Below are 26,123 nucleotides of genomic sequence, written 5' to 3'. Positions count from 1 at the left end.
TGTCATTAGAGATAAAGTAACCTGCATTATGACCCGCACCGCCCGTTTGTTCCAATTAATGCAATCCTTGCGCTCTGGCCCGTCGCCAAGAACGTCGATTGAGCTGGCTCAGGATCTGGGCGTTTCGCCGCGCACGATTCACCGAGACATCGATTCATTGCGCAGCCTCGGCGCCGTGATCGACGGAGAGGCGGGGTTCGGGTTCACCCTGATCGAGGACGCCACCCTGCCACCGCTTGGCTTCACCGATGATGAGCTTGAGGCCCTGGTGCTTGGCCTGCGCGAGGTACAATCCATTGGTGATCCCGGCCTCTCAGAGGCTGCCAGCGAAGTCCTACGCAAGCTGCAGGGTCGTTTGCCACCGCGCCAGTCTCAGCGCCTCAGCCATGCGGTGCTGACCGCCACACGGTTTGACCGGCCGGCGAAACCAACGGTGGATGTCGCTGAACTGCGGCGGGCCACCTGGGACGAACAGACGATCGAATTTTCCTATTGGGATGCCAAAGGCGACGAGACCCATCGCTGCGTAAATCCGTTGAGCATCGTTTACATGGACCGCGCCAGCGTGCTGATCAGCTGGTGCCTGTTGCGGCAGGATTTCCGCGTGTTTCGGTTGGATCGCATGCAAGAGATGCAGATTACCGGGGCCTCGTTCCGGCCCAATCGGGTCCCCCTGCTGCGCGAAGCTCTGAACCGGCTGCGGTCCGAGCGAGAGGCGAGAGACCGCGGCTCGGAAAGCTGAGCGCTTTGAGATTTGCCGTTTTTGCGCTATCCTGTGGTTGAGCAGTTATCAGGAAATTCGGAATGCGTAGATGCGTAAGCGGCGTTATGACCGCAGCATTATGGGCATCCATCGTACAGGCGGAGTCCATCAAAAGCCCGGAAGGGCCACAGCCGATACAATTGGCGTCGGCTGATCTTACAGTCTCAATCCGACCGGTCGTCCGACCATCGGAGGAGATGTATCGCGTGTCAGAAGAAAGAAGCGCCCGGTTTCAGGCGTGGCTTGGCGATTTTCGGACGCGGGCACAGGCCCAGGGTATCTTGCCCGGCACTCTGGATCACGCGCTCGCAGGGCTGGCCTATGACAAGGATATCATCAAGCGCGATCGCAATCAGGCAGAGTTCACCAAGCCGATCTGGGACTATCTGGATGCGGCCGTTTCTGATCGGCGCGTCGCAGACGGACGCGCGGGGTTGGAACGCTATGCCGCGGTGCTGACCCGGATTGAGGCGCAATATGGCGTCGAAAAAGAGGTCGTGACCGCGATTTGGGGGCTCGAGACGTCTTTCGGCACATTTCGGGGGTCAGATCAGACGATCCGTTCGCTTGCGACGCTGGCCTTTGATGCACGAAGGGCAGCGTTCTTTGAAACGCAACTGATTGCTGCCTTGCGGATCATTCAGGCAGGCGATGTCAGCCCCGCAACGATGGTCGGAAGTTGGGCCGGAGCAATGGGGCATACGCAATTCATGCCGACCTCGTTTCTGGATCATGCGGTGGATTTCGATGGTGACGGGCGTCGGGATATATGGACGGATGACCCGACCGATGCGCTGGCCTCGGCTGCGGCTTATCTGGCAGGGCACGGCTGGACCAAAGGACAGCCGTGGGGCGTTGAAGTACAGCTGCCCGCCGGGTTCGATTTCGCAACAGCCAGACGGGACTACACGCTGCGCCCGTCTGAATGGGCGGCGCTGGGCGTGGTTGCGTGGGATGGACAGCCCGTTGCTGATCATGGTCAGGCAGCGATCTTGTTGCCAGCGGGTGGTGAAGGCGTTGCATTGATGGTCTTCGATAATTTCCGCGTGATCGAGCAATACAACGGTGCAGATGCCTATGTGATCGGCATTGGGCATTTGTCCGACCGTCTGGCGGGCCGCGCGGCGTTTCAGGCCGAGTGGCCTCGGGGTGATCGGGTGTTGAGCTTTGCTGAGAAGAAGGAATTGCAGCTCCGGCTGACCGAAGCCGGGTTCGATACACAGGGGATCGACGGGCGCACCGGCCCGAACACCACCGAGGCGGTTCGGGCCTATCAACTGGCGCAGGGGCTTTTGCCGGACGGCTATGCCTCCGCGCCGCTGTTAGAGCGGTTGAGGTAGGGGAGGGGGCTCTGCCCCCGTCGCCTGACGGCGCCTCCCCCGAGGTATTTTCAGCCAGATGAAGCTGCGCGGGTCAGGAAGCCGCTTTCATCAGGCCCTGTGCGATGATCTCGACCTGTGCCTCGTCCAGCGATTTGAGGATGCGTACGAGCATCTCATCAATTTCCGCGGGTGTCAGAACCAGCGGAGGAGAGATGATCATCCGATCGCCCACATGGCGCATCACCAGGTTGTTGGCAAAGCACCGATCGCGACAGATATAGCCGACAGTGCCCGGATCGGACGCGAATTTGGCACGGCTGGCCTTGTCCGGTGTCAATGCGATTGACGCCATCATGCCGACAATTTTGGCTTCGCCCACTAGCGGGTGATCGGCCAGCGCCTCCCATTTTTTCTTCAGATAGGGGGCGGCTACGTCGCGGACATGCTCGACGATCTTTTCTTCTTCAAGGATGCGCAGGTTTTCCAGTGCCACGGCTGCAGCAACCGGATGGCCGGAATAGGTGTAGCCGTGATTGAACTCGGTTCCGCCAATGACCTCGGCAATCTCGTCACTCACGATGGACCCGCCAATAGGCGCATAGCCCGAGCTGAGCCCCTTTGCGATGGTCATGATATCGGGGCGAATGCCGACGGTTTGAGACCCAAACCAGTTGCCTGTGCGACCAAAACCGCAGATGACCTCATCCGCAATCAGCAGGATATCGTATTTGTCACAGATGCGCTGAATTTCAGGCCAGTAGGTATCCGGTGCAACAATCACGCCACCTGCGCCCTGTACGGGTTCGGCGATAAAGGCTGCGACGCGGTTTTCGCCAAGTTCCTCAATCGCCTCTTCCAATTCACGCGCGCGGGCCAGGCCGAATTCTTCGGGAGACATGCTACCACCTTCAGCCCACCAGTTTGGTTGGTTGATATGGTGGATATTCGGGATCGGGATTCCACCCTGCGCGTGCATCCCTGCCATGCCGCCCAACGACGCCGAGCCGACCGAAGAGCCATGATAGGCGTTATGTCGGCTGATGATGATGTTCTTGTCGGGCTGGCCTTTTTCGGCCCAATAGGTTCGAACCAGACGGATGTTTGTGTCATTCGCCTCAGACCCGCCGGCTGCAAAGAACACATGGTTCAGATCGCCTGGCGCAAGTTCCGCGATCTTCGCGGCCAGCGCGATGGCAGGGACGTGGGTCGTTTTGAAAAAGGTATTGTAATACGGCAGTTCGCGCATCTGTCGGGCTGCGACCTCGGCCAGTTCATCGCGACCATAGCCGATATTGACACACCACAGGCCCGCCATTGCATCGAGTATTTCTTCACCCTCGCTGTCCGTAAGGTAGACGCCCTTCGCACGGGTGATCACACGCGCGCCTTCTTTCCCTAGGGCGCCATTGGCCGAAAAAGGGTGCATGTGGTGGGCGGCGTCCAAGGCCTGCAGCTGGGCCGTGGGCAAATGGTTTGTGATGGTCGACATCGAAAAATCTCCTGCAAGAGCGATTGGCAGCTACAATATGATCAAATTTTTTCCTGTCAATCGAATCGGACAGATCTAAGCGTTGACTAAGGCGTCTGCCATCAGCTCCATGCCCTGTTCGATATCTTGTGCGGTTGCTTTTGCTGCCATATCCGCGTCCTGATTGCGCAACGCCGAAATGATATCCTTGTGGCGGTCCGGCAGGCTCTGAGTGCCGAATCTACCGCATACAACGCGCAAAGACGGCCCGAATCTAAGCCACAGGCGCTCGGCCAGATCATTGAGAATCGGGGCATTTGCATGGCCGTAAAGCGTTTCGTGAAACCGGTGGTTGAGGCGCAGATAGCCGCTAACGTCTCCGTCGCTGATAGTGCGATCCAGACGTTGGTCGATCTGCTCAAGATGATCAATGTCCTGAGGTGTCATATTCGCAGTTGCACGCCTCGAAAGCTCTGATTCTATTTTGATTCTTGAATAAATCATCTGTTCGACGTCGCCGTCGGTCAGAAGAGGAACACTCACTCGGCGATTGCCCTGAAACACCAGAGCACCATCGGATATCAGGCGTCTGATAGCCTCCCGCACAGGGGTCATTCCAACACCCAGCGAATCAGTGAGACCCTGGATCGTGACGGGCTGCCCCGGCACCAATTCGCCGTACATGATTTGTGATCTGAGGGTATTATAGACCTGTTCATGCGCAGGTCGTTTTTCACGCGCACCGTCAGTGCTGGATGCCTTATTTTTGATCAAATCCAAGTGGTTTGCCCTGTTTCCCGCTATGTTGACTTGTCAGGTTTCTGACCTCGTGAAACCATACGACGGATCGTGCGAAAACGCAAAACTTGATCAAATCCAAAAAAACGGGAAAATAGCGCGTACACTTGCAGGGAGAATAATATGACAATCAAAACGCTGACCATGACAGCGGTCATCGCATTGGGGACTTCGGCGGCCTTCGCTGAAGAGGTGCGTGTTTACAACTGGTCCGACTATATCGACGAAGAGCTTCTGACAAAGTTCGAGGAAGATACCGGTCTGACTCTGATTTATGATGTTTTTGACAGCAACGAGGTATTGGAGACCAAGATGCTGGCCGGTGGATCAGGCTATGACGTGGTGGTGCCTTCGGGTACTTTCCTTCAGCGTCAGATCCAGGCTGGAGCCTTTCAGGCGCTTGACGCTGCACAGCTGTCGAATTCAGGCAATCTGTGGGATGTGATTCAGGAACGTACTGCCGGGTATGACCCGGACAACGCCTATTCTATCAACTACATGTGGGGCACAACCGGGCTTGGTGTAAATGTTGGAAAAGTGCAGGAAGCGTTGGGCGAGGATGTTGCGCTGAACAGCATGGATCTGGTTCTGAAACCCGAGAATATGGAGAAACTTGCATCCTGCGGCGTTCATTTCCTGGATGCTCCGGCAGAAATCATTCCGATGGTTCTGCAATATCTGGGTGAAGACCCGGACAGCCACGACAAAGATGTTATTGGCAAGGCCGAGGCGGTTTTGACCAGCGTTCGACCACACATTCAGAAGTTCCACAGTTCGGAATATATCAACGCATTGGCCAATGGCGACATCTGTGTTGCCGTGGGATGGTCGGGTGATATCCTGCAGGCCCGCGATCGTGCGGCCGAAGCCGATAATGGTGTTGAAATTGAGTACCATCCCTTTGCTGAAGGGTCGTTGATGTGGTTCGACCAGATGGCGATTCCGGCTGATGCTCCGAACCCGGAGGGTGCGCATAAATTCCTGAATTTCATTCTGGATGCCAACAATATGGCTGCGGCCTCGAACTATGTTTACTACGCCAATGGCAACAAGGCTTCGCAAGAATTTCTTGAGGAAGACGTGATCGGTGATCCGGCCATCTATCCGGATGATGCGACCATGCAAAACCTCTATATCACGACGCCTTACCCGTCGAAGATACAGCGGGTCGTGACCCGTTTGTGGACCAAGATCAAATCGGGCACCTGATCCGGCTTGTTTCAGCAGGGCGGACCAACCGCCCTGCCATTCTTTTCAGATTGCCGAACGGGGGCCGTTTTGAATTCTACTGTTTTTGTGCCGTGGGAAGACCCACAGGCGAAACCTCTGATCCAGTTCCAGAATGTCACCAAACGGTTTGGTGAGTTCACGGCCATCGACAATCTGTCCTTGGATATATTTGAGAAAGAATTCTTTGCTCTGCTAGGGCCCTCGGGCTGCGGCAAGACCACGATGATGCGAATGTTGGCCGGGTTTGAAAAACCGACCGAAGGGCATATTCTGCTGGGCGGGCAGGATATAGATCCCATTCCGCCGAACAAACGGGCGGTGAACATGATGTTCCAATCCTACGCGCTGTTTCCGCATCTATCTATCTGGGAAAATATCGCCTTTGGTCTGCGTCGGGACAATATGCCAAAGCATGATCTTATGGATCGTGTCGAAGAGATGTTGCGCCTGACCCGGCTTGAACAATTCGCCCGTCGCAAACCGCACCAGATCTCGGGTGGTCAGCGTCAGCGCGTGGCGCTTGCACGATCCCTGGCAAAAGCGCCGAAGCTGCTGTTGCTAGACGAACCTTTGGGGGCGCTGGATAAGAAACTGCGACAGGATACGCAATTCGAGTTGATGGATATTCAGGAAAAGACCGGCACCACCTTTGTGATCGTGACCCATGATCAGGAAGAGGCGATGACCGTGGCCAGCCGGGTTGCGGTAATGGATCAGGGTAATCTGATACAAGTGGCGACACCCGACCGGATTTATGAGAATCCCAGTTCGGTCTATGTGGCCGATTTCATTGGCGACGTGAACATCATCCAGGGCCGAGCCACGGCAAGCGCTGATGAGACCTATCAGATTGACTGGGCTGAAGGTCAGGCACCTTTGACTGCGTCCTCGACCACAGAGTTTTCGAACGGCCAGCTATGTCATCTGGCGATCCGCCCCGAGAAGGTGACGATCTCGGTTGATCGTCCTGCGGATGCAATCAACGCAGTGCAGGGCAAGGTGCTTGACATTGCCTATCTGGGCAATCTGTCCACTTATCACGTCGAACTGAATAACGGCACGATTATCAAGGCGCAGACGGCAAATACCCGTCGCATTTCGCGTCGTTCCTTTACATGGGAAGACCCGGTCTGGCTGTCCTGGACAGCCACCGCCGCGGTTCTGTTGGCGGATTGATGCGCCGCGCCCTTCTGATCGCCGTCCCGTATGTCTGGCTTTTGGCGCTGTTTCTGGTGCCATTTTTCATCGTTCTGAAAATCTCGCTTTCGGACACGGAACTGGCCATCCCGCCTTACACGCCGACACTGGATTTATCTCAGGGCTGGGCCGGGCTCAGGGATTTCTTCAGCCAGCTGGATTTTGAGAATTTCGTCTGGCTAACAGAAGATGACCTGTATTGGAAAGCTTACCTGTCCAGCGTCAAAATCGCGTTGATTTCTACCATACTGACTTTGCTGGTGGGGTATCCTATCGCGTATGGCATGGCCCGCGCACCGGCTGAGTGGCGCCCGACGTTGATGATGCTGGTAATCCTGCCGTTCTGGACGTCGTTCCTGATCCGGGTCTATGCTTGGATGGGTATTCTCAGCAACGAAGGTTACCTGAACCAACTGCTGCTGTGGACGGGCATCATCTCGACCCCGCTGACCATTCTGAACACCAACACAGCTGTCTATATCGGTATCGTCTATACCTATCTGCCCTTCATGATTCTGCCGATCTATTCCGCGCTTGAACGAATGGACGAGTCGCTGATCGAGGCCGCAGAGGATTTGGGCTGTTCGCGTATTCAGGCCTTCTGGCTGATAACGATCCCCTTGTCACGCCCGGGTATCATCGCGGGTTGTTTCCTGGTGATGATTCCGGTGATCGGCGAATTTGTGATCCCATCATTGCTCGGAGGATCCGGGACATTGATGATCGGCAAAGTATTGTGGGAGGAGTTCTTCTCGAACCGCGACTGGCCGGTGGCCGGTGCCGTGGCAGTTGTGCTGTTGCTGATCCTTGTGATTCCCATCGTGCTGTTCCAGCGCAACCAGCAGAAACAGACGGAGGCTGAGCAATGAACAGGTTAAGCTGGTTCAACGTCGTCTCGTTGACGCTTGGTTTCGCGTTTCTCTATATCCCGATGCTCATTTTGATCATCTTCTCTTTTAACGAAAGCAAACTGGTCACGGTTTGGGCTGGATTTTCGACCAAATGGTATGGTGAGTTGGTCCAGAACGAAGCGTTTCTTGATGCTGCCTGGGTCACCTTGCGGGTTGCAGTATTCTCGTCGACCCTGGCTACCATTCTGGGTACGGCGGCGGCCTATGTGCTGGTACGCGGTGGGCGGTTCTTTGGCCGGACTCTGTTTTCGGGCATGATCTATGCGCCTCTTGTGATGCCCGAAGTGATCACTGGCCTGTCGCTTTTGCTGCTGTTCATCGGAATTGGACTGGACCGGGGTATTTTGACCATCGTGCTGGCACATACGACCTTTTCAATGTGCTTCGTGTCGGTTGTTGTATCCTCACGTCTGGTCACGTTTGATCAGTCTCTGGAAGAGGCAGCGTTGGATCTTGGGTGCTCACCCGCACAAGCCTTCCGTCTTGTCACCCTGCCGATCATCGCCCCGGCGGTGATTTCAGGCTGGCTATTGGCTTTTACGCTGTCGCTGGATGATCTGGTGATCGCATCATTCACATCGGGCCCGTCAGCCACGACTCTGCCGATCAAGATTTTCTCAGCTGTGCGGTTGGGCGTCAGCCCAGAAATCAATGCGCTATCCACGATCATGATTGCGGTCGTGACGGTCGGTGTCATAGCAGCATCTTTGGTCACCAAGCGCGCGATGGTCCGGCAGAAACAGGATGAGATGGCGGCAGTGCGTGCGGAATGAAACGCCTGTTCCCTGAGTTCACCTATGGATCTGGACCGCGATCAGGGTGCTGGTGGGATGAAACTATCGCAGCACCGGACTGGCCGGTGTTGCAGGATGATCTGAGCGTGGATGTCGCCATCATCGGCGGCGGGTTCACAGGTGTTACAGCCGCGCTTTTCCTGGGGCAGGCAGGCCTATCCGTCGCAGTTCTCGAGGCGGAGACGCCGGGGTGGGGTGCCTCGGGTCGCAATGGTGGGTTTTGCTGCCGAGGTGGGTCAAAGCTGAGCGATCGTGGCATGGCTCGGCGATATGGGGTCGAGGGGGCCGAAAGATTTGCCCAGGCCGAAGTGGATGCGGTCAATCTTGTCGCCGACCTGCTTGAGGCGCATCAGATCGAAGCGGACGTTCATTCCAAGGGCGAGACCGCCCTGGCCCACACCGCCCGCGCCATGGAGAAATTGCGACGCTCGGCGGATGACGGGGGCTGCTTGCATGAGGCGGCCGACCTGCCCGGGCTCGGGTTGGGTGGGGATTTTTTCGGGGGCTATAGCGTGCCGGTCGGATTTGGTCTGAACCCCCGGAAATACCTGTTCGGCATTGCAAATGCGGCCGCTTCCGTTGGGGTCCGATTTTTTCAGAAAACCATGGCCAGAGACATCACCAAAACCAGCGCGAGCTTTGATGTTCGAACCGCGTCAGGACGGATCAAAGCGTCGAATGTACTGATATGCACCAACGGATATTCCAGTGAAAACATGCCTGAATGGCTGTCTGGGCGCTATATGCCAGCGCAATCAACCGTTCTGGTGACCCGCCCATTGACCGAGGCTGAGGTGTCGGCGCAGGGCTGGACCTCGGATCAGATGTCTTACGATACACGAAATCTTCTGCACTATTTTCGTCTTATGCCGGATCGACGGTTTCTGTTTGGGATGCGCGGTGGCCTGCGCTCATCACCTAAGGCCGAGGCTGCGATCCGGCAAAAGGTGCAGCGTGATTTCAAGGCCATGTTTCCGACATGGGCCGATGTGGACGTGACCAATATGTGGTCAGGGATGGTGTGCCTTACCCAGGATCTGACGCCGTTCGCAGGGCCCGTTCCGGGTCAGAATGGGATGTTTGCCGGGCTGGCCTATCATGGAAACGGTGTCGCGATGGGTACCTATTGTGGGCGGGCGCTTAGTCGCATGGTGCTTGGACAGGATGCGGAATTGCCTGAGCCAATGGCCCGACCCCCGCGGCGTTTTCCACTTGGGTCCTGGCGGCGGGCGCTGATGCCGCCAGCCTATGCGTTAATGGCACTGGCCGACCTCTGACACTCACAAAGCGGCCAGTTCCAGCTCGAGCCCTTGTTCATAATCCGGTGCCCCATGTTCTGCGCGCCATAGGCAGTAGGCCGCCATCCTCCACCCGTACCAGCGGCGCAAAGACCGGTAGCGGTTTACGGTTTCCTGCCGGTCATAGGCCGAAAGAAAGGACTGTTGCTCGTCGACGGTCAAAACCGCACCTCTGTAAAGATATTGCATGGCGGGTGACAGGAACAGCGCAAGGTCCTCGCAAGGATCACCAACGGCTGGGCATTGCCAGTCAATCAGCGTCAGACCAGAGGATGCGACGAGGATGTTTCCCGCCACCGGGTCGCCGTGAATCAGGCAAGTGTGATCCGACCGCAAAATATGATGCTGTGGTTGCATCTTTTTCAGCTGAGCCCGTCGATCCGATGTGCACATCGCCAGAATGCTTTGACCATGTTCGGCCAGATCTGCGCTACCGTTTTTACCGGTGGGTGCGTTCTCTATGTTTAGGTTGAGCGAATGCAGGCGGTGCAGCAACCGGGCCACTGGGGCCGGGTCAGACCGCCAGGGGGTGCCCTGTGCGTGGTCGTAGAACACCCAATATCCGTTGTCATGTTGTCCCGTTGCCCGCAATCGCGGCACAACCCCAGAAGAAGCCAGTGCCCGCAGACAGGCGGCTTCCAATGCGGGATCGTTGCGAAACAATGGGTTTTCCAGGTCCGAGCGGTACAGTTTCAATACCTGATCACTGTCGTCGCCCAGCACCTTCCACACCCGGTTTGTCCTGCCACCATACAGAGTTTCGAACTGTGCCCCAGCGCTGGCAAATCCGAGCCTGACAAGTTGAGCAACAAGGTCGCGCGGTGGGGACGGTATTTGAGGCAGGGAGATCACCAATCAGTCAACGAGTCGGGCATTGCCTTGGTTTCGCCTGTCGTTAACCGTAGATCAAGCTCCTGTTCGCACCGCAGTGACTATTCCTGCTGGCACCACCTCTCCGCCAGCGAGCGTCAGCAACACTGCATCAGTGCCGACCTGCGCCTCCAGAACCTGATTATACGCTGAGGCGATGCGTTCAGACAGCAGTTCATCGCCGTCATAACTTTCCATTGTTGCGGTATAATTTCCTGCCGGTAACGGGGCGGCATCGTCATCGGTTCCGGCCCAGACAAACTCGGATTCCGTCGTAGAAACAGCGATGCGTTCAACGACCTCGTCCGAGTCGTTGCGGATCACCATAAAGGCGCTGTCCGCCCCGGGGTCGGCCTGCGCATACAGCGTTTCTGGTGAACCGTCGAAATGAAAGGCCGAGGCGGTTCGCACATCCATCCCGACCCAGCTGGCAAGCTCTTCAAGGTTGACGCTACCAAGTGAATAGGCAAGCGCAGTAAGCAGATCGTTGGTTTGAACCTGCTGTTCGACCATCGAGAATTGAGCAAGCTGTGAGGCGTATTCCGATGAGTCCAGCGGCTCCAGCGGGTCTTGGTTGCGGGCCTGGGCGGTCAGCATCAGAAGGAAGGTTTCAAAATCCGAGGCCAGGCCGGATGTTCCAGATTTCGCCGAAGACTGTGCCTGCGCGGCGGTAGAGCTTGTATTCTGTGCGGGTGTGATCATGCTCAAAGCCTCATATCAACGCGGCCACTATGGCCGATCCGGGTTAAGACCGGCTCGCTGGCCTGATCTATTTCGGTCTGGGTTGTATTCAGACCGGAATCTGCGTGTCTATCCGCGCTTTCGGACTGGCCGTCTGACGAACCACCCAGATTGAAAGACAGATCGCCAAGCCCGAGGTTTTTGAACTCAGCCTCAAGAACCGAAAGATGTCGCCTCATCATTTCCAGAGTTTCCGGCCGCTCGGCTGCGATCGTCATCTGCAACCCGTCATCCCGGCCATTCATGACGATTGAGATCTTGCCCAGCTCTTCCGGATTTAAGGTCAGTTCAATCGTGCCGGATTGTGGTCTTGCATGTATCGCAGCGGCCATCTGCCCCGCGATTGCCCGCGCCGTTTCTGCCCGTGCTGAGGTTAAAAAGTGCTGATGGCTTGCCGACGTATCCCGTGCCGTTGAAAATGGCTGGCTTTCGCGCGCGGGCAGAATCCCCTCGGCGTCGGGGTCTGATACCAAATCAACGTCCTGCACCTTGGCAGACGCCATCAGTTGCATTTGAACAAATGTCGGAACGGATTGTGTTGTCGGCGGTGAACCGGTGGCTTTGGGAGCCTGAGCCGCATCTGGTGTATCTCGCGAAACCAGCTTTGGTTCTGGCACTTCGGGTTTTCCGGGCGCAGAATCCGAGGGTATCGACGCCTTGGTCCGATAGCCCTTTGCAATAGTGGTTTGCGGCAGATTGTGTTCCGGTTTTTGCTGTGCGGTTTTCGCCTGCAACAAAGCCGAAACCTCAGATCGGGCGTGCTGCGCCGCGTTTCCAAGCGCATCCCCCCGAGGATCGGGGGTCGCATTGTTTGGCGCTGCGAGTATTACGGCCTTGTCAGGTTCGGGCAGCGATGCCGGCGTTTCCTCAGGTGCCATCTCTTCGTCCTGCGCCGGCGCGCGGGTGGGCGGGTCAGTTACAGGTTTTCCCGACAGGCTGGTGGCAAGATCAACAGAGTCTTCTTCGACCACATCCTCTTCAACCTGCACCTCGGCATTATTGGTCAGTTCGGGCACGTTCTCATTCAAGCTGTCACCTTCGGAACGCTGCAATTCCTGCTCCATTACCTCAGCAAAGGTGTCAGCCCCTTCCGAGATTGGGTGTCCCTTGGCGGCAGTTTCAGATTTTGCGGCGCTGGCGGTCGAGGGTGTGGACAATATAAGAGGGTTGGGCATTTTGCTCCGGCTCCGGTTTGCGTAACCAGGAATTTGCCCGCAGGAAGTTACGTTTATTTTAACCGCTTTCATCTTTGATCCAGAAAGTTCGATGCAATTTTTGGAGAAAGCTATGAAGCTATCTGGTATTCCAGCGGCGCCGCAGCCCTTGTCTGTTGAGCAAAAGCTGAAAGATGCTGCGGTAGAGCTTGAGGCGGCGTTCCTGTCTGAAATGCTTAAGTCCGCAGGCCTGGGCGAATCCCGAGATTCGTTCGGCGGCGGTGCGGGTGAAGACCAGTTTTCATCGTTTCTTGTTCAGCAGCAGGCACTGCAGCTTGCCAGGTCCGGCGGTGTTGGCCTGTCCGAAATCCTGTTTCAGTCCATGATGGAGAATACCAATGCCTAACAAGTCTGAACATGACCTGATCAAATCTCTTGAAGAAATTCTGGACCTTGAACGCAACGCCTTGGTGACCGGGGATCTGGATCGGTTGAATCACATGGCCCCGGAAAAGGAAAATCTGATCGGTGCGATCAATGATCTTGAGGTGATTGATAGTGATGAACTGATTGGGGTTCAAAAGAAAGTCGACCGGAATCAGGCTCTGCTGAACAGCGCGGCCGAAGGGATTCGGGCGGTTGCCGGGCGCATGGCTGAACTGCGCCGAGTGCGTCAGGAATTCAGTACTTATGGAGCGGATGGGCAACGCAGCGATTTTGCCGTTCGCAGTCACGCAAAGCTGGAAAAGCGGGCCTAGCACGAGGATTGAATCAAATCCGAACTTTCGGATTTTCGAGTCTTAGCACTCCGTTAGGAGATCGGCGTCAAAGGTGATCCTGCATCTGGAAAACTCAGGTGGCGCGAACAGCCCGTCGGCGGGTCGCAGTGATCAGAAAGACGTCAAAGCCCGCACATGTTGCGGGGTAAGCAAGGGCGAAAAAGCCCGAACGGAAAAGGAAGAAAGCTATGTCTAGCATTCTGACCAACAATGGCGCCATGGTTGCGCTGCAAACCCTGAAATCGGTCAACAAGAACCTGGCGCAGACCCAGAACGCGATTTCAACTGGTAAGGACGTTGCCACAGCCAAGGACAATTCAGCCGTCTGGGCGATTTCCAAAGTCATGGAGTCGGACGTTAAGGGGTTCAACGCCATCAAAGACAGTTTGGCACTGGGTGAATCGACCGTTGCGGTGGCCCGGAATGCGTCTGAGACAGTCACTGACTTGCTGTCCCAGATGAAAGAGAAGATCGTTGCGGCACAGGAAGACAACGTTGACCGCGGCAAAATCAATGACGACGTGACTGCTCTTAAAGATCAGATCGCATCGGTGGTTGGAGCGGCGCAGTTTAACGGGCTTAACCTGGTTGACGGTTCGGCGGGTACAGCCTCGATCCTGTCGTCTCTGGATCGTGACTCCAGTGGCAACGTAACCGCATCTTCGATTTCGGTGGCCTCGCAGAACCTGTCCACAGGTGGGTATGCCAGCAAAGGTGTTCTGGCCGGCTCGGACAACGTCACAACCGACAATGACGCCGCGGGCTTCACGATGGACAAAGCTGGTGGAACCGGCGACATCGTGGTGGACAGTTCAACGGACAACTTTGCTGCTGGTGACAAGATCTCGATCACTATAGGTGACAAGGTTGCGTCCTACACGGTGCAAGCTGCTGATCTGGACCCATCTGGAACATATGACGCCGCTTATACGGATGCCATTGTTGCCGTTGGCCTGAAAAATCAGATCGATTCCCTGGGGATCACGGGTGTCGCAATCGACTATGACTCAGCCAACCCGGGCACTTTGACATTTGTAACCGGTGCTGCGACGGCTGGTGCCGACGCTGATCGGGACGTTACTGTCTCGGCGCAGTTCACCAATGCCAATGCAGGTGGCCTGGGGGCGTTGGCTTCGATTGATGTTTCGACAGATGCTGGTGCTCAGGCGGCGCTGGGTACTATCGAGACCTTGATCGACACGTCCATTGATGCATCTGCGGCGTTCGGTTCGTCTCAGGGCCGGATCGAAACGCAGAAAGAATTCATCTCGAATCTTTCTGACTCGTTCAAGTCCGGTATCGGAGCGCTGGTTGACGCCGATATGGAAGAAACCTCGGCCCGTCTGCAGGCCCTGCAGGTACAGCAGCAACTGGCAACGCAGTCGTTGTCGATTGCCAACCAGGCGCCGCAGTCGATCCTGTCGCTGTTCCGCTAAGTTCAGGACCCTGGCCGGGGCGTGGAAACGCGCCCCGGCTTTGACCGCCGTAAGACGGCCTTTTGGAAGGATTTCAAGTGACACCGCAAACTCTTGCACAACGCGCCTATGCGCAGACCGCTGCTCCGACGCGCACACCGCGTGATACGGAATATGAGGCGATTTCCAAGATCACGCATCGGTTGAAGGCTGCGGCCGCGCGGCACAAAACCGACTTTGGAGCGTTTGTTCAGGCTTTGCATGAAAACCGGAGGCTTTGGTCTGTGTTGGCAAACGGGGTCGCCGATTCCGATAACGCCTTGCCGAATGACCTTCGCGCCCGGATTTTCTATCTTGCTGAGTTCACCGAACAGCACAGCAGCCAGATACTCAGCAATAAGGCTTCGGTAGAGCCCCTTCTGGAAATAAACATGGCCGTTCTTAAAGGCCTTCGGCAAATGGGTGCGAACTGATGGCGGGTTTGGTATTGAAGCTTGCCCCAAAAGAACGGGTGCTGATTAATGGTGTAGTTGTGGAAAACGGCGATCGTAGAAGTCGGTTTTCAATCATGACACCACAGGCAAATGTCCTGCGTTTGCGCGATGCGATACATCCTGACGAGGTGAACACACCCGTTCGCAGAGTGTGCTATGCGACGCAACTGGTTCTGTCTGGAGACATGGAAGCTGAAAGCGCCCGCCAACAACTGCTGCGTCGGGTGGAAGAGTTGAGCCAAGTGTTTACGGATGCGGACAGCCGCAGAGTTTTGGCCGAGGCAACCGAAGCCTTGTTGGCCGAGCAGTATTACAAATGCCTTAAATCCCTGCGTGCTCTGCTACCGCGAGAAGAGCGCCTCATGGCCTACCAGCAATGACCTTTCAGCCGGTCATACCCTCAGGTGGCATTGTTGGCTGGCGGTTCCTTCAACGCACCTACGAAGGCCAGTTGAACAGCTTTTCCTCTTCGTCGGTCAATGAGCGTGAGGCGACGTATTTCCGGGAAAACATCGGCAAGGTTCAGACGGCTGAAGATCTGGTTTCTGACCGCCGGTTGCTACAGGTTGCCTTGGGCGCATTTGGTCTGGAGGGCGACATTGACAACCGCTATTTCATCCAGAAAATCCTGTCAGATGGAACAAGCGCAGATGATGCATTGTCCAATCGCCTATCTGATAAAAGATACCGTGAATTCTCTGAGGCATTTGGACTGGGCCCTGGCGAAATTCGAAGAACCATTCTTTCGACATTTATGGAGGATATTGCCCGGGACAACGTGACCTCACGCTTTGAGGTCGCCGTGGGTGAACAGGACGAGACAATGCGCATATCCCTCTATGCAAAACATGCGCTGGCTGAGTTGGCATCGCAAGACAGCAGTGGTGACACGAAATGGTTCGACTTGATGGGCCTTCCGCCGTTGCGAAAGATGATGGAGATGGCACTTGGGTTGCCTTCAAGCTTTGGTCAGTTGGACATCGACAAGCAGCTTGAGGTGTTCAAGGACAGGTTGTCGAACCTGACTGGATCTGACGATTTAGCGCAGTTCGCGGATGAAGAGGCGATCGGGGATTTGACCGACAGATACCTTGCGCGCAGTCAGATCTCGCAGCTTCAAAGCACAATTTCCCCGGCCCAAACCGCGTTGCTTCTGCTGGGCGGATAGTGCTGTCCCTATCGCAAGATGCGTGAGTATCAAACGCAACTTCGCGCGACTAGCCGTTCAGAATCGCGTCCGCCGAGGTTTTGAGCGCGTATGAGCACACGGGTTGTGACACGTTGTGCAGCTTGACCTCTCCAAGTGGCAAAGCGTCTGTACAGGCCGGCACGATGTCTTTGGTAACAACGATCCTGTGATTCACGATCTTGCTGTATTCCCCAAGCCGTGCGGCGACGTTTGCCGCTTGTCCGATGACGGTGAAGTCTAACCGTTCGCGCGACCCGATATTGCCGTAAGTTACGCGCCCATAAGCGACACCAATCGAACAGTCGCAATGCATGTCCGACCCGGACTTGCGCAGCTCTCCAAGCCTTTCAACGATTCCAACTGCTGATCGCTGCGCGTTTTCGCGGGCTAAGGTAGAATCTTCGCCTGCCGGGAATACAGCAAGAACAGCATCCCCGATGAATTTTAGAACTTCACCACCGTTTTCGTCGACGATGCCCGAGACCGTTTCAAAGAAGTCATTCAGCAGGTTGATATAGGCGGCGCGGCCCAGCTTTTCTTCCAACAGGGTAGAATTGCGCAAGTCGCAGAACATGATGGCTGCATCAATCTCATCCCCGTCGCCACGACGGATTTCTCCGCCCAGGACACGCGCGCCGGTCCGCTTTCCGACATAGGTTTCCAGCAATACCTGGGCGTTTTCGCGCTGCATGAAGACTTCGTAGAACCGGGCAATCACCGAGGAGCATTCGAACACCAGCCCAAGATTGGCCGTTGTGAACCCGTCGGGGTGATCGCAAGTCAGCGTCAAGACATTGGTGCGCCCGTCGGAAAATGGCAGGGGCATCGCGACATAGTCAGTCGCCCCTTTGGCGCGCAGGTCTTCCATGATTGGAAAGCTGTGCTGAGGGTTCTCGTCATTCAGCCTTTGGCGCACGCCGCCCATACCGTTGGACACGTGGCGCAGAGGGCTGTTGATATAGGCGGGGTGGTCGTGGATTTCATAGGTGGGCACATTGGTCGAAATCTCGGCCTCACCCTTTTCCCAAATATAGTGTTTGCCCGCGATCAACGGATGTAAGGACCAGGCAAGGATACTGAGGCGCTGAATGGCAATTCCATGTTCCAGCATCTTCTCGGCCAGCGCTTTGGTGAATGCTTCGGGCGTGCTGAGATCACTGGCCCCCCGCATCAGCCAATCAATCAGCGGCCCGCTGATATTGCCGTCTTCCGGGTTGCGCAGGTTGTTTTCACCCAGCTCAACCCGCGTATATGCGGTGGGCATAAAGCCGATATGGCCCTGGATCGCGGCGCTTTCGGGCAGGGCATTCTCGTAAGCCCAGACGGAGTTGGCCAATCGTTGATCCGCCAGAACGACATCGTGGTAAGTGGCGGTGCCCTTGAACGGGCAGAATGTCTGAAGTTCGGTCTCATCGCTGAGATCGACATGTACATCCTGACGGGGGATGTAGATCATCGGCGGCAACCGAGTTTCGTACATTACCTTGGCATCAAAGCTTTCAGCCAGAAGGATCTCATCCCGGTAGATTGCGATACGGCCGACAAGTGGTTCGACCGAGATCCCATAGCCTTTGATATTTGGAGTCACGTGAACGTTCATAATCATCCTCCCTGGCACGGGTCTTTATAGGATGGGCGTTTGATCCGTGTTTTCCAAGGGGCAGAGCAGGATTTTCCCAATATCAAATCATCTGAATGACGTCTTTTTCAATCGACAACATATAGCCTTTTTTAGCGATGTTCTTGACCAGCAACTCGCTGACCATCTGATTGCCCAAAGCATCGCGCAGGCGCTTGATCCGCGTCGCGCCAGCAGCCTCGTCACAATCAGCGGTGCTTTTGCCGGAAATCATCGCCTCGATCTGAATGCCGGATAGTACCTCGTCATCCAACCGGGATTCGGCAAGAACTGACAGGGTTTCCATCGCCGACGCAGTCAGTTTGAAATCCATGTTATTGAGATAGACGGTATTCTCTTCCCGGCTGATCAAAAGTGAAGTGACCTGAATCCCAGTGCGCTCAATCTGTGCCATGCGTCGGTTCAACAGCACCAGCATGACCAGAAACACCAGCGCAGCAATCAGCATTGCAGTGGCGAAAACCAGCAAAACAAAGATAACCATGCGGTAACTGGACAATGTATCGGCAAAGGCAGTGCCGGACTGGGCCAGAATCTCGAGTAGGCGAATCTCGGTCTGCGAGGTCAGATCACTCTCGACGAACAGACGTTCGACGCGGGCATTGAACGCGTTTGCATCTGGCAATGTCCACAACAGAAAGGCGGCAGAGGCCACAAGTATGACAACGATTACCGTGATGCCCGCGCCAACCAACCTGACGCCCGAGCGCCGTGCCTCAGTAACGGAGATAGAATTTTCCGGCATTGGCCTTCCTTTTATCCAACCCTTCCGGCCCAAAAACGGACATGACGTTCAGCAGGGTCCAGCCCGAGCCGCGCAGCCGTTGCGCGACCTCTTTTTTGGCTTTTCCTTTGCCGCAGGACGAAACCTGCATGACGCCATAATGCAGGCGCAACGGATTGTCCTGCTTGGCCTTGTAATCGGCATAGCAGTCCGCTGCTGACGCCATGGAACTAAGCGATATCAGGGCCCCGATGGCCAGAGAAGAGAGGATCTGTTTCATAGGCCGCATCCTGCGCATGGCTTTGGTTGATATTCAATAACGCAAAGGGGTTTCGCGGTCTGATATCAGATAACAAAACGGCGTTATTGCTTGTCTGAAGGGGACACCCCCAATGTCGGGTTATCGAATTTACGGACTGTCATCACGTCCACCGAGTACCCGAAAGGACAGCACCATGCATAAGAAATTCATCGCTCTGATCATCGCCTCTGCAGTCGCAATCACCGGCGTTTCTGCATCCCAGGCCCGTGCCGCTGATGCAGAAGATATTCTTGGCGGGCTGGCGGCGATTGCCTTGATTGGCGCTGCCATCCATCATTTTGACAAGCAAGGCGACAGCAAAAAGGTTACCCGCAACTACAACCACGTGTATCAGGCCCCCAAACAGCACATCCAGAGGACCCCCAGGCATCGGCCGAACCATATCCGTCCCTTGCCCGAGCGCGTTGCGCGCTATAGTCTGCCGCAACGGTGCATGGAAACCTTCAAGGGCTATGGCAAAAAGCGCCCGCTTCTGGGGACGCGCTGCCTGGATAAGCACTACAAATACGCCAATAGCCTGCCCAAAAAGTGCAAGGTCGGTTTCTGGAATGGCAATAAGGTCAAGCGGGCCTATGAACCCGCGTGCCTGCGCCAACAGGGATACCGCGTCGTTTACAAGTAATACGGTTCGAGCAGGAGTGGTGCCTTAGAAGCATCACGTCGGAGAGGGCAGCGATTGCTGTCCTCTCTTTTTTCTTGCGCAATGGGGGAAAACAGGATTTTCCCAAAACATGACCACACCAGATTATGAGATTGAAAAAGCCGCTCTTGCGCAGGGATATCTGCGGATTGCCGGTGTCGATGAGGTTGGCCGAGGTCCGCTGGCCGGTCCTGTTGTGGCGGCGGCGGTGGTCCTGAACCCCGCGGAAATTCCCCAAGGTCTGAACGATTCAAAGAAACTCTCGGCCAAGCGCCGGGCCGCATTGGATACTGCCCTGCGTGGCTGCGCCGAATTCGCGGTGGCCGAGGCTTCGGTGGCCGAGATTGATGAGCACAACATCTTGCGTGCCTCGCATCTGGCAATGGAGCGCGCGGTGGCGGCGCTGGATCCCCCCCCTGATTATCTGTTGATCGACGGAAATATGATTCCGCGCGGACTGGCCATTCCGGCACAGGCAGTGGTCAAAGGCGATGCCCATTCCGTGTCGATCGCCGCAGCTTCGATCCTTGCCAAAAACTGGCGCGATCAACTGATGGTGGATTTGGCGCAACAGCATCCGGGATACGGCTGGGAGACAAATGCCGGTTATCCGTCAAAACAACACAAGGATGCGCTGCGAAATCTTGGTGTGACCCCTCACCATAGAGTTTCGTTCAAGCCCGTCCACAATATGTTGTATCAAGAGTAAATCGTAAGCCGCTGATTCAAAAAAGAAATTGACGGCGAATCGTCTTTGACTCATCCTTGTCTCAACCAAATGAGCGCATAAGCGCCGTGGAACTTGAGGCAGCGATATGACAACGACCACCAAAAAGGGCGCGACAGCGCTCCCTGTAAACACGATTCTATCCGGGGACTGCATCGAAGTGATGAACAGTCTGCCCGAGGCATCGGTTGACCTGATTTTTGCCGATCCCCCATATAACCTGCAGTTGAAAGGGCAACTGCACCGCCCCGATAACAGCCAAGTGGATGCAGTCGATGATCACTGGGACCAGTTTTCCAGCTTTGGCGTCTACGACCAGTTCACGCGGGAATGGCTGAAGGCGGCCCATCGTCTGCTGAAGCCCAATGGCGCGATCTGGGTGATTGGATCGTATCACAACATTTTCCGCGTTGGGTCTGCGTTGCAGGATGCTGGGTATTGGATCCTCAACGATGTAGTTTGGCGCAAATCGAACCCGATGCCGAATTTCCGTGGCAAGCGGTTCACCAATGCGCATGAGACAATGATCTGGGCCTCCAAGCGTGAAGGGGCGAAATACACCTTCAACTATGAGGCACTGAAAGCGTTGAACGAAGGCGTCCAGATGCGCAGCGACTGGGTGCTGCCGATCTGCACTGGCCATGAACGGCTCAAGGATGAAAACGGCGACAAGGCGCATCCGACGCAGAAACCGGAATCATTGCTGCACCGCGTGCTGGTTGGATCAACCAATCCGGGTGACGTTATTCTGGACCCGTTCTTTGGCACCGGGACTACGGGGGCCGTGGCCAAGATGCTGGGTCGCGAATTCATCGGGATCGAGCGCGAAGAAAGTTATCGCAAAGTGGCCGAAAAGCGCATCGCGAAAGTGCGTAAATTCGACCGCGAAGCGCTGGAGGTCAGCGCCAGCAAACGCGCCGAGCCACGCGTGCCCTTTGGCCAGTTGGTCGAACGAGGCATGCTACGCCCGGGCGAGGAACTCTATTCCATGAACCAGCGTCACAAGGCCAAGGTCCGCGCCGATGGGACACTGGTGGGGCAAAATATCAAGGGTTCGATCCATCAGGTTGGCGCCCATCTCGAGAATGCGCCCTCCTGCAACGGCTGGACCTACTGGTGCTTCAAGCGCGACGGCAAAACCGTGCCGATCGACGTCTTGCGTCAGCAGATCCGGTCCGAGATGCACAACTGATAGACCAATACCGCCGGTGCCTGTGGCCTGACACAAGGCACTAAGCCTTGCCCCGCCGATCAACGGCGGGGTCTTTTGTTTCTTTCCCTGATGAGTTCCGATATGAGCCTAATGAAGCAATCGGCGCAGTGTAGGAGCTTTCGCAATGTCGGACACAGCAGCCAGCGAACCTCGGGCTAGGCGGTTCTTTTTCACCCGTCCGAACGAAGTAGAAATCGAGAATAAATACACCGAAGCTGCGCTGGAACGGCACAAGCGCGAGGGGCTGGAGCTTGCTGTCCGGGCCCGCTGGATCGCAATGGGTCTGACTGGCCTTTTGCTGATCTACCTGAACCCGCATTGGGAGGTCCTTTGGTATCATTTCATCCTTTTGCTGATTTGCGCAAATGGTTGGATGATCCGACGGGCAGGCCGTGTGGGGCAATCTCGGACAGAGTTGCTACTAATCTTTGTTGACCTTTTGATTATGACTTTGGGGATGATCATTCCCAACCCGTTCAGCGATGATGTGCGCCCGTTGGCGATGCAATTCCGGTTTGACAACTTTCAGTATTTCTTCGTCATTCTTGCAGCAGGAACCATGGCCTATTCCTGGCGCACGGTGATTGCCATAGGCACATGGACTGCAATAATCTGGACTACCGGATGGGTGATCGCCTGGTGGGTTGCGTTTCCGATTCCCGGCATAAGTGAGAAAGTGGCCGAGGCCTTGCAGGGGTATCCGGATGTAGCCGAGATGTTGGATCCAAATAGTTTCAGATCTTCGATCCGAATCCAGCAAGTGATTGTGTTCTTGATGGTGGCGGTGACGCTGGGCGTGTCGATGCGGCGGCTCAATCATCTGCTGATGACCAATGCTGGGTTGGAACGGGAACGAGCGAACCTGTCGCGATATTTCTCACCAAATGTGGTGGAGGAACTGAGCCAAAATGATGATCCGCTCAAACAGGTGCGAAAAGAGAATGTCGCAGTGCTCTTCATCGATATTGTGGGGTTCACCAAATATGCGGCGGGTCGTGATCCTTATGACGTGATCGAGGTGCTGCGTGGATTTCACGCCAGGATGGAGGCCGAAGTGTTCCGCCATCATGGGACATTGGACAAGTACTTGGGCGATGGTCTTATGGCAACTTTCGGGACCCCGGTGACGACACCGTTGGATGCGACCAACGCGGTATCCTGCGCGCGCGGCATGGTGACTGTGATTGACCGGTGGAACATAGAACGTAGACGTGCCGGAGAGCCCGAGATTCATGTTGGCATCGGTGTCCATTATGGCTCGGTTGTTCTGGGGGATATTGGCGCCAACCGTCTGGAATTTGCTGTGATCGGTGATGCGGTAAATGTCGCTGCGAAACTTGAGGCAATGACCCGCGAGCTGCAGGCCCGGATCGTGCTGAGTGATGCGGTGCGCCTGCAGCTTGAGCAGGAAGGGAGCAGTGCCTCCGAACTGACAGCCGAATTTACCGAAAACAAGGGCCACCCTGTGCGCGGTGTTGAATACCCGATGGATATCTGGGTGATGTAGCTCAAGGCTCTCTCGTCGATGGATCACGCATCAAAGACGCAGGGCCAGTCGTTGGGCCGGGCAGCGCGCCGAGGCGCGCTGCGGTCAGGACCCTGGCATCGGGTTTTGTGACTTGTTGTAGGGTTGCCAGTCTGTGACTTCGGGGTAGTACCGGCGGCGCCAATCCCGCACACGGGGGTTCATGACACGCCGCCAGAGCGGTGGGATCATCGCGGCGATCGTCATCACTGGGTATCCGTAGGGCAGTTGCGGTGCGGTGTTCTGATCGTGATGTTGAAGCAGTGGAAATCGACGGTTGGGTTTGTAGTGATGGTCCGAGTGGCGCTGTAGATTGATCAGCAGCCAGTTCGACGCTTTTTGCGACGCGTTCCACGAATGACAGGGCAGGACGTGTTCGTACTTCCCCTGGCCCAGATATTTTCGGGTCAGCCCGTAATGTTCGACATAGTTCACCAGTTCAAGCTGCCAGATGGCGACGCCGGCCTGAATCAGAAACAGGACAAGGCCGGACCATCCGCCAATCAAACCTGCCAACGCCAGCAAGCCGCCCTGTAATATCCAATAACGCCAGAACGGGTTTGTGCGGTCCGTCCAGGGGCGGTCCTTGCGCGCCAGTTTCTCGCGCTCGGCATGAAAGGCGGAGGCCAGGCATTGCCACAGAACACGAGGATAGAAGCGATGAAAGCCTTCGTTGTACCGTGCTGTTACCGGATCGCGCGGGGTTCCGACATAGCGGTGGTGAACCAGCAAATGTTCGGACCGGAAGTGCGAGTACAAGACCATGGCCAGTAGGATGTCGCCAAGCCCGCGCTCCAGCCGGCCCTTCTGGTGCATCAGTTCGTGGCTGTAGTTGATTCCAATCGTTCCCGAGATCACACCCATGCCAAAGAACAGGCCGATTTTTTCTGGTGAAGACAGGTGAGAGCTGTGCGTCACATACCAAAGCAGCCCGTAAAGGGTCAGGAACTGTACCGGAACCCAGGCTTTGGTCAGCAGGATATACCAGCGCAACATGCTGTCCGGCGTCTCTGGGTCCGCATTTTCGAGGTCGAGCCCGGTGAGCTGATCCAGCGCGGCAAATATCCACCATGTTGAAAGCGGCACCAGCAAGACCCACCAGCCACCCACAAAGGCCGTGGCCCAAATCAATGGAATCAGCAAAAACGAGACCCAGAATGGAAGGGTGGATTGCCAGCGAGTCAATGTTTCAGATGCGGTCATCAGAGGCTCCGGTCGACGCAGGACAGACTATCCGTAGATCGTGTTTCAGCATAATGTGTTACTGGTTGCGCCAGAGGTCAAATGCCTTGCGCATGACCGTCGGAAGATCGCTGGGCCGAAAGGCATGTTTATCAAGCAAGATCATGTCCTCCGGTGCCGCACCGGGCGGTAAAGAGGTTGCCCAAACCTGCAGGATCAGGTGGAAATGCGTGAACGTGTGGCGCACTTCGCCCGGTAGAACGCGCCAGTCCGCCGCAAACGGCGCGGTGTCAGACGGCGCATCGGACCATTCGGATCCCGGCCATCCCAGCATACCGCCCAAAAGCCCTTTGTCTGGGCGGCGTTCAAGCAACATCGCCCCGTCCGCTGTCTGGGTGATGTAGACATGGCCATAACGTGTGGGTTTTGGCTTTTTCGGTGTTTTGCGGGGCAGATCGGCCTGGGTACCCGCAGCGTGGGAGCGGCAACGCGTGCGCATTGGACATATCCCGCATGCCGGGGATCTTGGGGTGCAGACAGTCGCACCCAGATCCATCACGGCCTGTGCATAGTCGCCCGGACGCACCGCTGGGGTCAATGCAGCTGCACGTTGCTTGAGTTGTGGTTTTGACCCCGGCAGCGGATCGTGAATGTCGTATAGGCGGGCTATGACACGTTCGACATTGCCGTCCAACACGGTTTCCGGACGATCAAAGGCAATGGCTGCAATCGCGGCGGCTGTATACGGGCCTATGCCCGGCAGGTTCAGCAGCTCATCGTGTGAGTCGGGAAAACAGCCATCATGGCTTTCAACCACAACGCGCGCGCATTTCAGCAGATTGCGGGCGCGGGCATAATATCCCAGACCGGCCCATTCCCCCATGACCTGCTCGTCAGGCGCTGCGGCCAGTGATTCAACTGTCGGCCACCGAGATGTGAACCGCAGGAAATAGTCGCGCACCGCTGCCACAGTTGTCTGCTGTAGCATGACTTCGGACAGCCAAACCCGATAGGGGTCAGGACGCATTCCGGAAGACCTATCGGCAGGACCGATGCGCCATGGCATTTCACGGGCATTGCGGTCGTACCAGGCCAGCAACTCATCGCTGAAGTCAATTTCGTGGGTGTCACGCAAGTTTTACATATCTCCTTGTCGGGTTTCGCTGGCGCCCGGTGTTCTGCCCTTTACAATAGAGAGACAGGAGTTGGAAACCAGATGCAGCCCAGACGTTCTTCGACACGCGGCTTTAAACGTACTGCGACATTGCTGAACGGCCAGATCAGGCGCGCCGGGGAAAGCCGGGGATTCGCCGTTTCACGCCTGTTGACCCATTGGGCCGAGATCGTCGGACAGGATGTGGCCTCGATCGCGCGGCCGGTTAACGTAGGCTATGGCAAGGGCGGTATGGGGGCCACGCTGACGGTGCTGACCACCGGCCCGCAGGCGCCGATGCTGGAAATGCAGAAGGAACAGCTGCGCGGTAAGGTGAATGCGGTCTATGGCTATAATGCGATTAGTCGGGTGCGCATCACCCAGACGGCTCCTACAGGATTTGCCGAGGGGCAGGCCAGCTTCGACCACAAGCCGAAACAGGCGAAACCCACAATCGAACCAGAAATTGCAGCCGAGGCAGACCGGGCTGCGCAGGGCGTCCATGATGGCGATCTGCGTACAGCCCTTGAACGTCTGGGCCGTAACGTTTTATCCAAGCAAAAACGCTGAGAAAG

At 56.2% G+C, this 26,123-nt stretch carries 28 protein-coding genes; 18 read left to right on the top strand and 10 right to left on the bottom strand.

Annotated features, from left to right (window positions below; translation table 11 throughout):
* Positions 1–28: 28 nt before the first annotated feature.
* Together AC2FLG_RS15170 and AC2FLG_RS15165 are read left to right on the top strand one after the other, a co-directional pair.
* Positions 29–742 carry a helix-turn-helix transcriptional regulator gene (locus tag AC2FLG_RS15170; protein ID WP_496706847.1) on the top strand — a complete coding sequence of 238 codons (714 nt, stop codon included), beginning with the start codon at positions 29–31 and terminating at the stop codon, positions 740–742.
* 62 nt (positions 743–804) lie between these two features.
* On the top strand, positions 805–2,103 hold the full coding sequence (locus AC2FLG_RS15165; RefSeq protein ID WP_496706846.1) for a lytic murein transglycosylase: 1,299 nt from the start codon (positions 805–807) through the stop codon (positions 2,101–2,103).
* A 73-nt stretch (positions 2,104–2,176) separates the two neighbouring features.
* On the opposite strand, the gene AC2FLG_RS15160 is transcribed toward AC2FLG_RS15165, so the two are convergent.
* Positions 2,177–3,574, bottom strand: a complete 1,398-nt coding sequence (locus tag AC2FLG_RS15160) for an aspartate aminotransferase family protein (RefSeq protein ID WP_496703273.1) — start codon at positions 3,572–3,574, stop codon at positions 2,177–2,179.
* A gap of 75 nt (positions 3,575–3,649) precedes the next feature.
* Complete coding sequence (locus AC2FLG_RS15155) at positions 3,650–4,333, bottom strand: GntR family transcriptional regulator (RefSeq protein WP_496706844.1); 684 nt, start codon at positions 4,331–4,333, stop codon at positions 3,650–3,652.
* A 141-nt stretch (positions 4,334–4,474) separates the two neighbouring features.
* Here AC2FLG_RS15155 and AC2FLG_RS15150 point away from each other — a divergent pair, with 141 nt between their 5' ends.
* The 5 genes from AC2FLG_RS15150 (at position 4,475) to AC2FLG_RS15130 (ending at position 9,760) form a co-directional block, all read left to right on the top strand.
* On the top strand, positions 4,475–5,560 hold the full coding sequence (locus AC2FLG_RS15150) for a polyamine ABC transporter substrate-binding protein (protein WP_142637176.1): 1,086 nt from the start codon (positions 4,475–4,477) through the stop codon (positions 5,558–5,560).
* 69 nt (positions 5,561–5,629) lie between these two features.
* Positions 5,630–6,757 (top strand): ABC transporter ATP-binding protein, encoded by a 1,128-nt coding sequence (locus AC2FLG_RS15145; protein WP_142637173.1) that lies wholly within the window; start codon positions 5,630–5,632, stop codon positions 6,755–6,757.
* A complete protein-coding gene (locus tag AC2FLG_RS15140; protein ID WP_142637171.1) occupies positions 6,757–7,647 on the top strand; it encodes an ABC transporter permease subunit in 891 nt (296 codons plus the stop codon). The genes AC2FLG_RS15145 and AC2FLG_RS15140 overlap by 1 nt, the downstream gene beginning before the upstream one ends.
* On the top strand, positions 7,644–8,462 hold the full coding sequence (locus AC2FLG_RS15135) for an ABC transporter permease (RefSeq protein ID WP_142637169.1): 819 nt from the start codon (positions 7,644–7,646) through the stop codon (positions 8,460–8,462). The genes AC2FLG_RS15140 and AC2FLG_RS15135 overlap by 4 nt, the downstream gene beginning before the upstream one ends.
* Positions 8,459–9,760 (top strand): NAD(P)/FAD-dependent oxidoreductase, encoded by a 1,302-nt coding sequence (locus AC2FLG_RS15130; RefSeq protein WP_496706843.1) that lies wholly within the window; start codon positions 8,459–8,461, stop codon positions 9,758–9,760. The genes AC2FLG_RS15135 and AC2FLG_RS15130 overlap by 4 nt, the downstream gene beginning before the upstream one ends.
* A gap of 3 nt (positions 9,761–9,763) precedes the next feature.
* Here AC2FLG_RS15130 and AC2FLG_RS15125 read toward each other — a convergent pair whose 3' ends face one another.
* Genes AC2FLG_RS15125 through AC2FLG_RS15115 form a run of 3 tightly spaced genes read right to left on the bottom strand, consistent with a single transcriptional unit; the run spans position 9,764 to position 12,567 of the window.
* Positions 9,764–10,633 (bottom strand): phosphotransferase, encoded by an 870-nt coding sequence (locus tag AC2FLG_RS15125; RefSeq protein ID WP_496706842.1) that lies wholly within the window; start codon positions 10,631–10,633, stop codon positions 9,764–9,766.
* Between the two features lie 54 nt (positions 10,634–10,687).
* Positions 10,688–11,353, bottom strand: a complete 666-nt coding sequence (locus AC2FLG_RS15120) for a flagellar hook capping FlgD N-terminal domain-containing protein (protein ID WP_496706841.1) — start codon at positions 11,351–11,353, stop codon at positions 10,688–10,690.
* A 2-nt stretch (positions 11,354–11,355) separates the two neighbouring features.
* The gene (locus tag AC2FLG_RS15115; RefSeq protein ID WP_496706839.1) at positions 11,356–12,567 is read right to left on the bottom strand and encodes a flagellar hook-length control protein FliK; all 1,212 of its coding nucleotides are present in this window, start codon (positions 12,565–12,567) and stop codon (positions 11,356–11,358) included.
* Between the two features lie 112 nt (positions 12,568–12,679).
* Between AC2FLG_RS15115 and AC2FLG_RS15110 the strand changes: the two genes are divergently transcribed.
* The 6 genes from AC2FLG_RS15110 (at position 12,680) to AC2FLG_RS15085 (ending at position 16,402) form a co-directional block, all read left to right on the top strand.
* Complete coding sequence (locus tag AC2FLG_RS15110; RefSeq protein ID WP_142637161.1) at positions 12,680–12,952, top strand: rod-binding protein; 273 nt, start codon at positions 12,680–12,682, stop codon at positions 12,950–12,952.
* On the top strand, positions 12,945–13,304 hold the full coding sequence (locus tag AC2FLG_RS15105; protein ID WP_496706836.1) for a flagellar biosynthesis protein FlgN: 360 nt from the start codon (positions 12,945–12,947) through the stop codon (positions 13,302–13,304). Before AC2FLG_RS15110 ends, AC2FLG_RS15105 begins: the two co-directional genes overlap by 8 nt.
* 209 nt (positions 13,305–13,513) lie before the next feature.
* Complete coding sequence (locus tag AC2FLG_RS15100; protein ID WP_496692542.1) at positions 13,514–14,761, top strand: flagellin N-terminal helical domain-containing protein; 1,248 nt, start codon at positions 13,514–13,516, stop codon at positions 14,759–14,761.
* A 77-nt stretch (positions 14,762–14,838) separates the two neighbouring features.
* Positions 14,839–15,213, top strand: a complete 375-nt coding sequence (flaF, locus tag AC2FLG_RS15095) for a flagellar biosynthesis regulator FlaF (RefSeq protein ID WP_271949611.1) — start codon at positions 14,839–14,841, stop codon at positions 15,211–15,213.
* Complete coding sequence (gene flbT, locus AC2FLG_RS15090) at positions 15,213–15,614, top strand: flagellar biosynthesis repressor FlbT (protein ID WP_271949613.1); 402 nt, start codon at positions 15,213–15,215, stop codon at positions 15,612–15,614. The genes flaF and flbT overlap by 1 nt, the downstream gene beginning before the upstream one ends.
* Complete coding sequence (locus tag AC2FLG_RS15085; RefSeq protein ID WP_496692541.1) at positions 15,611–16,402, top strand: DUF1217 domain-containing protein; 792 nt, start codon at positions 15,611–15,613, stop codon at positions 16,400–16,402. The genes flbT and AC2FLG_RS15085 overlap by 4 nt, the downstream gene beginning before the upstream one ends.
* A 49-nt stretch (positions 16,403–16,451) precedes the next feature.
* Here the strand turns inward: AC2FLG_RS15085 and AC2FLG_RS15080 are convergent, their stop codons facing one another.
* The 3 genes from AC2FLG_RS15080 to AC2FLG_RS15070 all read right to left on the bottom strand — a co-directional run bounded on the left by AC2FLG_RS15080 (position 16,452) and on the right by AC2FLG_RS15070 (position 19,066).
* Entirely contained in the window at positions 16,452–18,023 is a 1,572-nt protein-coding gene (locus tag AC2FLG_RS15080; RefSeq protein ID WP_496706835.1) for a DUF427 domain-containing protein, read from the bottom strand.
* A gap of 82 nt (positions 18,024–18,105) precedes the next feature.
* On the bottom strand, positions 18,106–18,807 hold the full coding sequence (locus AC2FLG_RS15075) for a winged helix-turn-helix domain-containing protein (RefSeq protein WP_496689945.1): 702 nt from the start codon (positions 18,805–18,807) through the stop codon (positions 18,106–18,108).
* Positions 18,779–19,066, bottom strand: coding sequence for a hypothetical protein (locus AC2FLG_RS15070; RefSeq protein WP_496689944.1), 288 nt, complete (start codon positions 19,064–19,066; stop codon positions 18,779–18,781). Before AC2FLG_RS15070 ends, AC2FLG_RS15075 begins: the two co-directional genes overlap by 29 nt.
* 175 nt (positions 19,067–19,241) lie before the next feature.
* Between AC2FLG_RS15070 and AC2FLG_RS15065 the strand changes: the two genes are divergently transcribed.
* The 4 genes from AC2FLG_RS15065 to AC2FLG_RS15050 all read left to right on the top strand — a co-directional run bounded on the left by AC2FLG_RS15065 (position 19,242) and on the right by AC2FLG_RS15050 (position 23,195).
* Positions 19,242–19,730 (top strand): hypothetical protein, encoded by a 489-nt coding sequence (locus tag AC2FLG_RS15065; protein ID WP_496689943.1) that lies wholly within the window; start codon positions 19,242–19,244, stop codon positions 19,728–19,730.
* 109 nt (positions 19,731–19,839) lie between these two features.
* Positions 19,840–20,457, top strand: coding sequence for a ribonuclease HII (rnhB, locus tag AC2FLG_RS15060; RefSeq protein WP_496692538.1), 618 nt, complete (start codon positions 19,840–19,842; stop codon positions 20,455–20,457).
* Between the two features lie 106 nt (positions 20,458–20,563).
* The gene (locus tag AC2FLG_RS15055) at positions 20,564–21,667 is read left to right on the top strand and encodes a site-specific DNA-methyltransferase (protein ID WP_142637139.1); all 1,104 of its coding nucleotides are present in this window, start codon (positions 20,564–20,566) and stop codon (positions 21,665–21,667) included.
* 145 nt (positions 21,668–21,812) lie between these two features.
* Complete coding sequence (locus AC2FLG_RS15050) at positions 21,813–23,195, top strand: adenylate/guanylate cyclase domain-containing protein (RefSeq protein WP_496703285.1); 1,383 nt, start codon at positions 21,813–21,815, stop codon at positions 23,193–23,195.
* Between the two features lie 84 nt (positions 23,196–23,279).
* Here the strand turns inward: AC2FLG_RS15050 and AC2FLG_RS15045 are convergent, their stop codons facing one another.
* Together AC2FLG_RS15045 and mutY are read right to left on the bottom strand one after the other, a co-directional pair.
* Positions 23,280–24,416 carry an alkane 1-monooxygenase gene (locus AC2FLG_RS15045; protein WP_496706834.1) on the bottom strand — a complete coding sequence of 379 codons (1,137 nt, stop codon included), beginning with the start codon at positions 24,414–24,416 and terminating at the stop codon, positions 23,280–23,282.
* A 58-nt stretch (positions 24,417–24,474) separates the two neighbouring features.
* The gene (mutY, locus tag AC2FLG_RS15040) at positions 24,475–25,530 is read right to left on the bottom strand and encodes an A/G-specific adenine glycosylase (RefSeq protein WP_496677842.1); all 1,056 of its coding nucleotides are present in this window, start codon (positions 25,528–25,530) and stop codon (positions 24,475–24,477) included.
* A gap of 81 nt (positions 25,531–25,611) precedes the next feature.
* On the opposite strand from mutY, the gene AC2FLG_RS15035 reads away from it, so the two are divergent.
* Positions 25,612–26,118 carry a DUF721 domain-containing protein gene (locus tag AC2FLG_RS15035; RefSeq protein WP_496689939.1) on the top strand — a complete coding sequence of 169 codons (507 nt, stop codon included), beginning with the start codon at positions 25,612–25,614 and terminating at the stop codon, positions 26,116–26,118.
* The last annotated feature ends 5 nt before the right edge of the window (positions 26,119–26,123 follow it).

This window comes from Ruegeria sp. CDSA193 (assembly GCF_059611885.1).
Note: the sequence above shows the minus strand (reverse complement) of the source record. Positions and strands in the feature narration are given on the sequence as shown.

Bases quoted from the DNA above. Each gene is read 5' to 3' on its own strand.
- AC2FLG_RS15170 (WP_496706847.1), top strand. From the start codon at position 29: ATGACCCGCACCGCCCGTTTGTTCCAATTAATGCAATCCTTGCGCTCT.
- AC2FLG_RS15165 (WP_496706846.1), top strand. From the start codon at position 805: ATGCGTAGATGCGTAAGCGGCGTTATGACCGCAGCATTATGGGCATCC.
- AC2FLG_RS15160 (WP_496703273.1), bottom strand. From the start codon at position 3,574: ATGTCGACCATCACAAACCATTTGCCCACGGCCCAGCTGCAGGCCTTG.
- AC2FLG_RS15150 (WP_142637176.1), top strand. From the start codon at position 4,475: ATGACAATCAAAACGCTGACCATGACAGCGGTCATCGCATTGGGGACT.
- AC2FLG_RS15140 (WP_142637171.1), top strand. From the start codon at position 6,757: ATGCGCCGCGCCCTTCTGATCGCCGTCCCGTATGTCTGGCTTTTGGCG.
- AC2FLG_RS15135 (WP_142637169.1), top strand. From the start codon at position 7,644: ATGAACAGGTTAAGCTGGTTCAACGTCGTCTCGTTGACGCTTGGTTTC.
- AC2FLG_RS15130 (WP_496706843.1), top strand. From the start codon at position 8,459: ATGAAACGCCTGTTCCCTGAGTTCACCTATGGATCTGGACCGCGATCA.
- AC2FLG_RS15120 (WP_496706841.1), bottom strand. From the start codon at position 11,353: ATGATCACACCCGCACAGAATACAAGCTCTACCGCCGCGCAGGCACAG.
- AC2FLG_RS15115 (WP_496706839.1), bottom strand. From the start codon at position 12,567: ATGCCCAACCCTCTTATATTGTCCACACCCTCGACCGCCAGCGCCGCA.
- AC2FLG_RS15110 (WP_142637161.1), top strand. From the start codon at position 12,680: ATGAAGCTATCTGGTATTCCAGCGGCGCCGCAGCCCTTGTCTGTTGAG.
- AC2FLG_RS15105 (WP_496706836.1), top strand. From the start codon at position 12,945: ATGCCTAACAAGTCTGAACATGACCTGATCAAATCTCTTGAAGAAATT.
- AC2FLG_RS15100 (WP_496692542.1), top strand. From the start codon at position 13,514: ATGTCTAGCATTCTGACCAACAATGGCGCCATGGTTGCGCTGCAAACC.
- flbT (WP_271949613.1), top strand. From the start codon at position 15,213: ATGGCGGGTTTGGTATTGAAGCTTGCCCCAAAAGAACGGGTGCTGATT.
- AC2FLG_RS15085 (WP_496692541.1), top strand. From the start codon at position 15,611: ATGACCTTTCAGCCGGTCATACCCTCAGGTGGCATTGTTGGCTGGCGG.
- AC2FLG_RS15080 (WP_496706835.1), bottom strand. From the start codon at position 18,023: ATGAACGTTCACGTGACTCCAAATATCAAAGGCTATGGGATCTCGGTC.
- AC2FLG_RS15075 (WP_496689945.1), bottom strand. From the start codon at position 18,807: ATGCCGGAAAATTCTATCTCCGTTACTGAGGCACGGCGCTCGGGCGTC.
- AC2FLG_RS15070 (WP_496689944.1), bottom strand. From the start codon at position 19,066: ATGAAACAGATCCTCTCTTCTCTGGCCATCGGGGCCCTGATATCGCTT.
- AC2FLG_RS15065 (WP_496689943.1), top strand. From the start codon at position 19,242: ATGCATAAGAAATTCATCGCTCTGATCATCGCCTCTGCAGTCGCAATC.
- rnhB (WP_496692538.1), top strand. From the start codon at position 19,840: ATGACCACACCAGATTATGAGATTGAAAAAGCCGCTCTTGCGCAGGGA.
- AC2FLG_RS15055 (WP_142637139.1), top strand. From the start codon at position 20,564: ATGACAACGACCACCAAAAAGGGCGCGACAGCGCTCCCTGTAAACACG.
- AC2FLG_RS15050 (WP_496703285.1), top strand. From the start codon at position 21,813: ATGTCGGACACAGCAGCCAGCGAACCTCGGGCTAGGCGGTTCTTTTTC.
- AC2FLG_RS15045 (WP_496706834.1), bottom strand. From the start codon at position 24,416: ATGACCGCATCTGAAACATTGACTCGCTGGCAATCCACCCTTCCATTC.
- AC2FLG_RS15035 (WP_496689939.1), top strand. From the start codon at position 25,612: ATGCAGCCCAGACGTTCTTCGACACGCGGCTTTAAACGTACTGCGACA.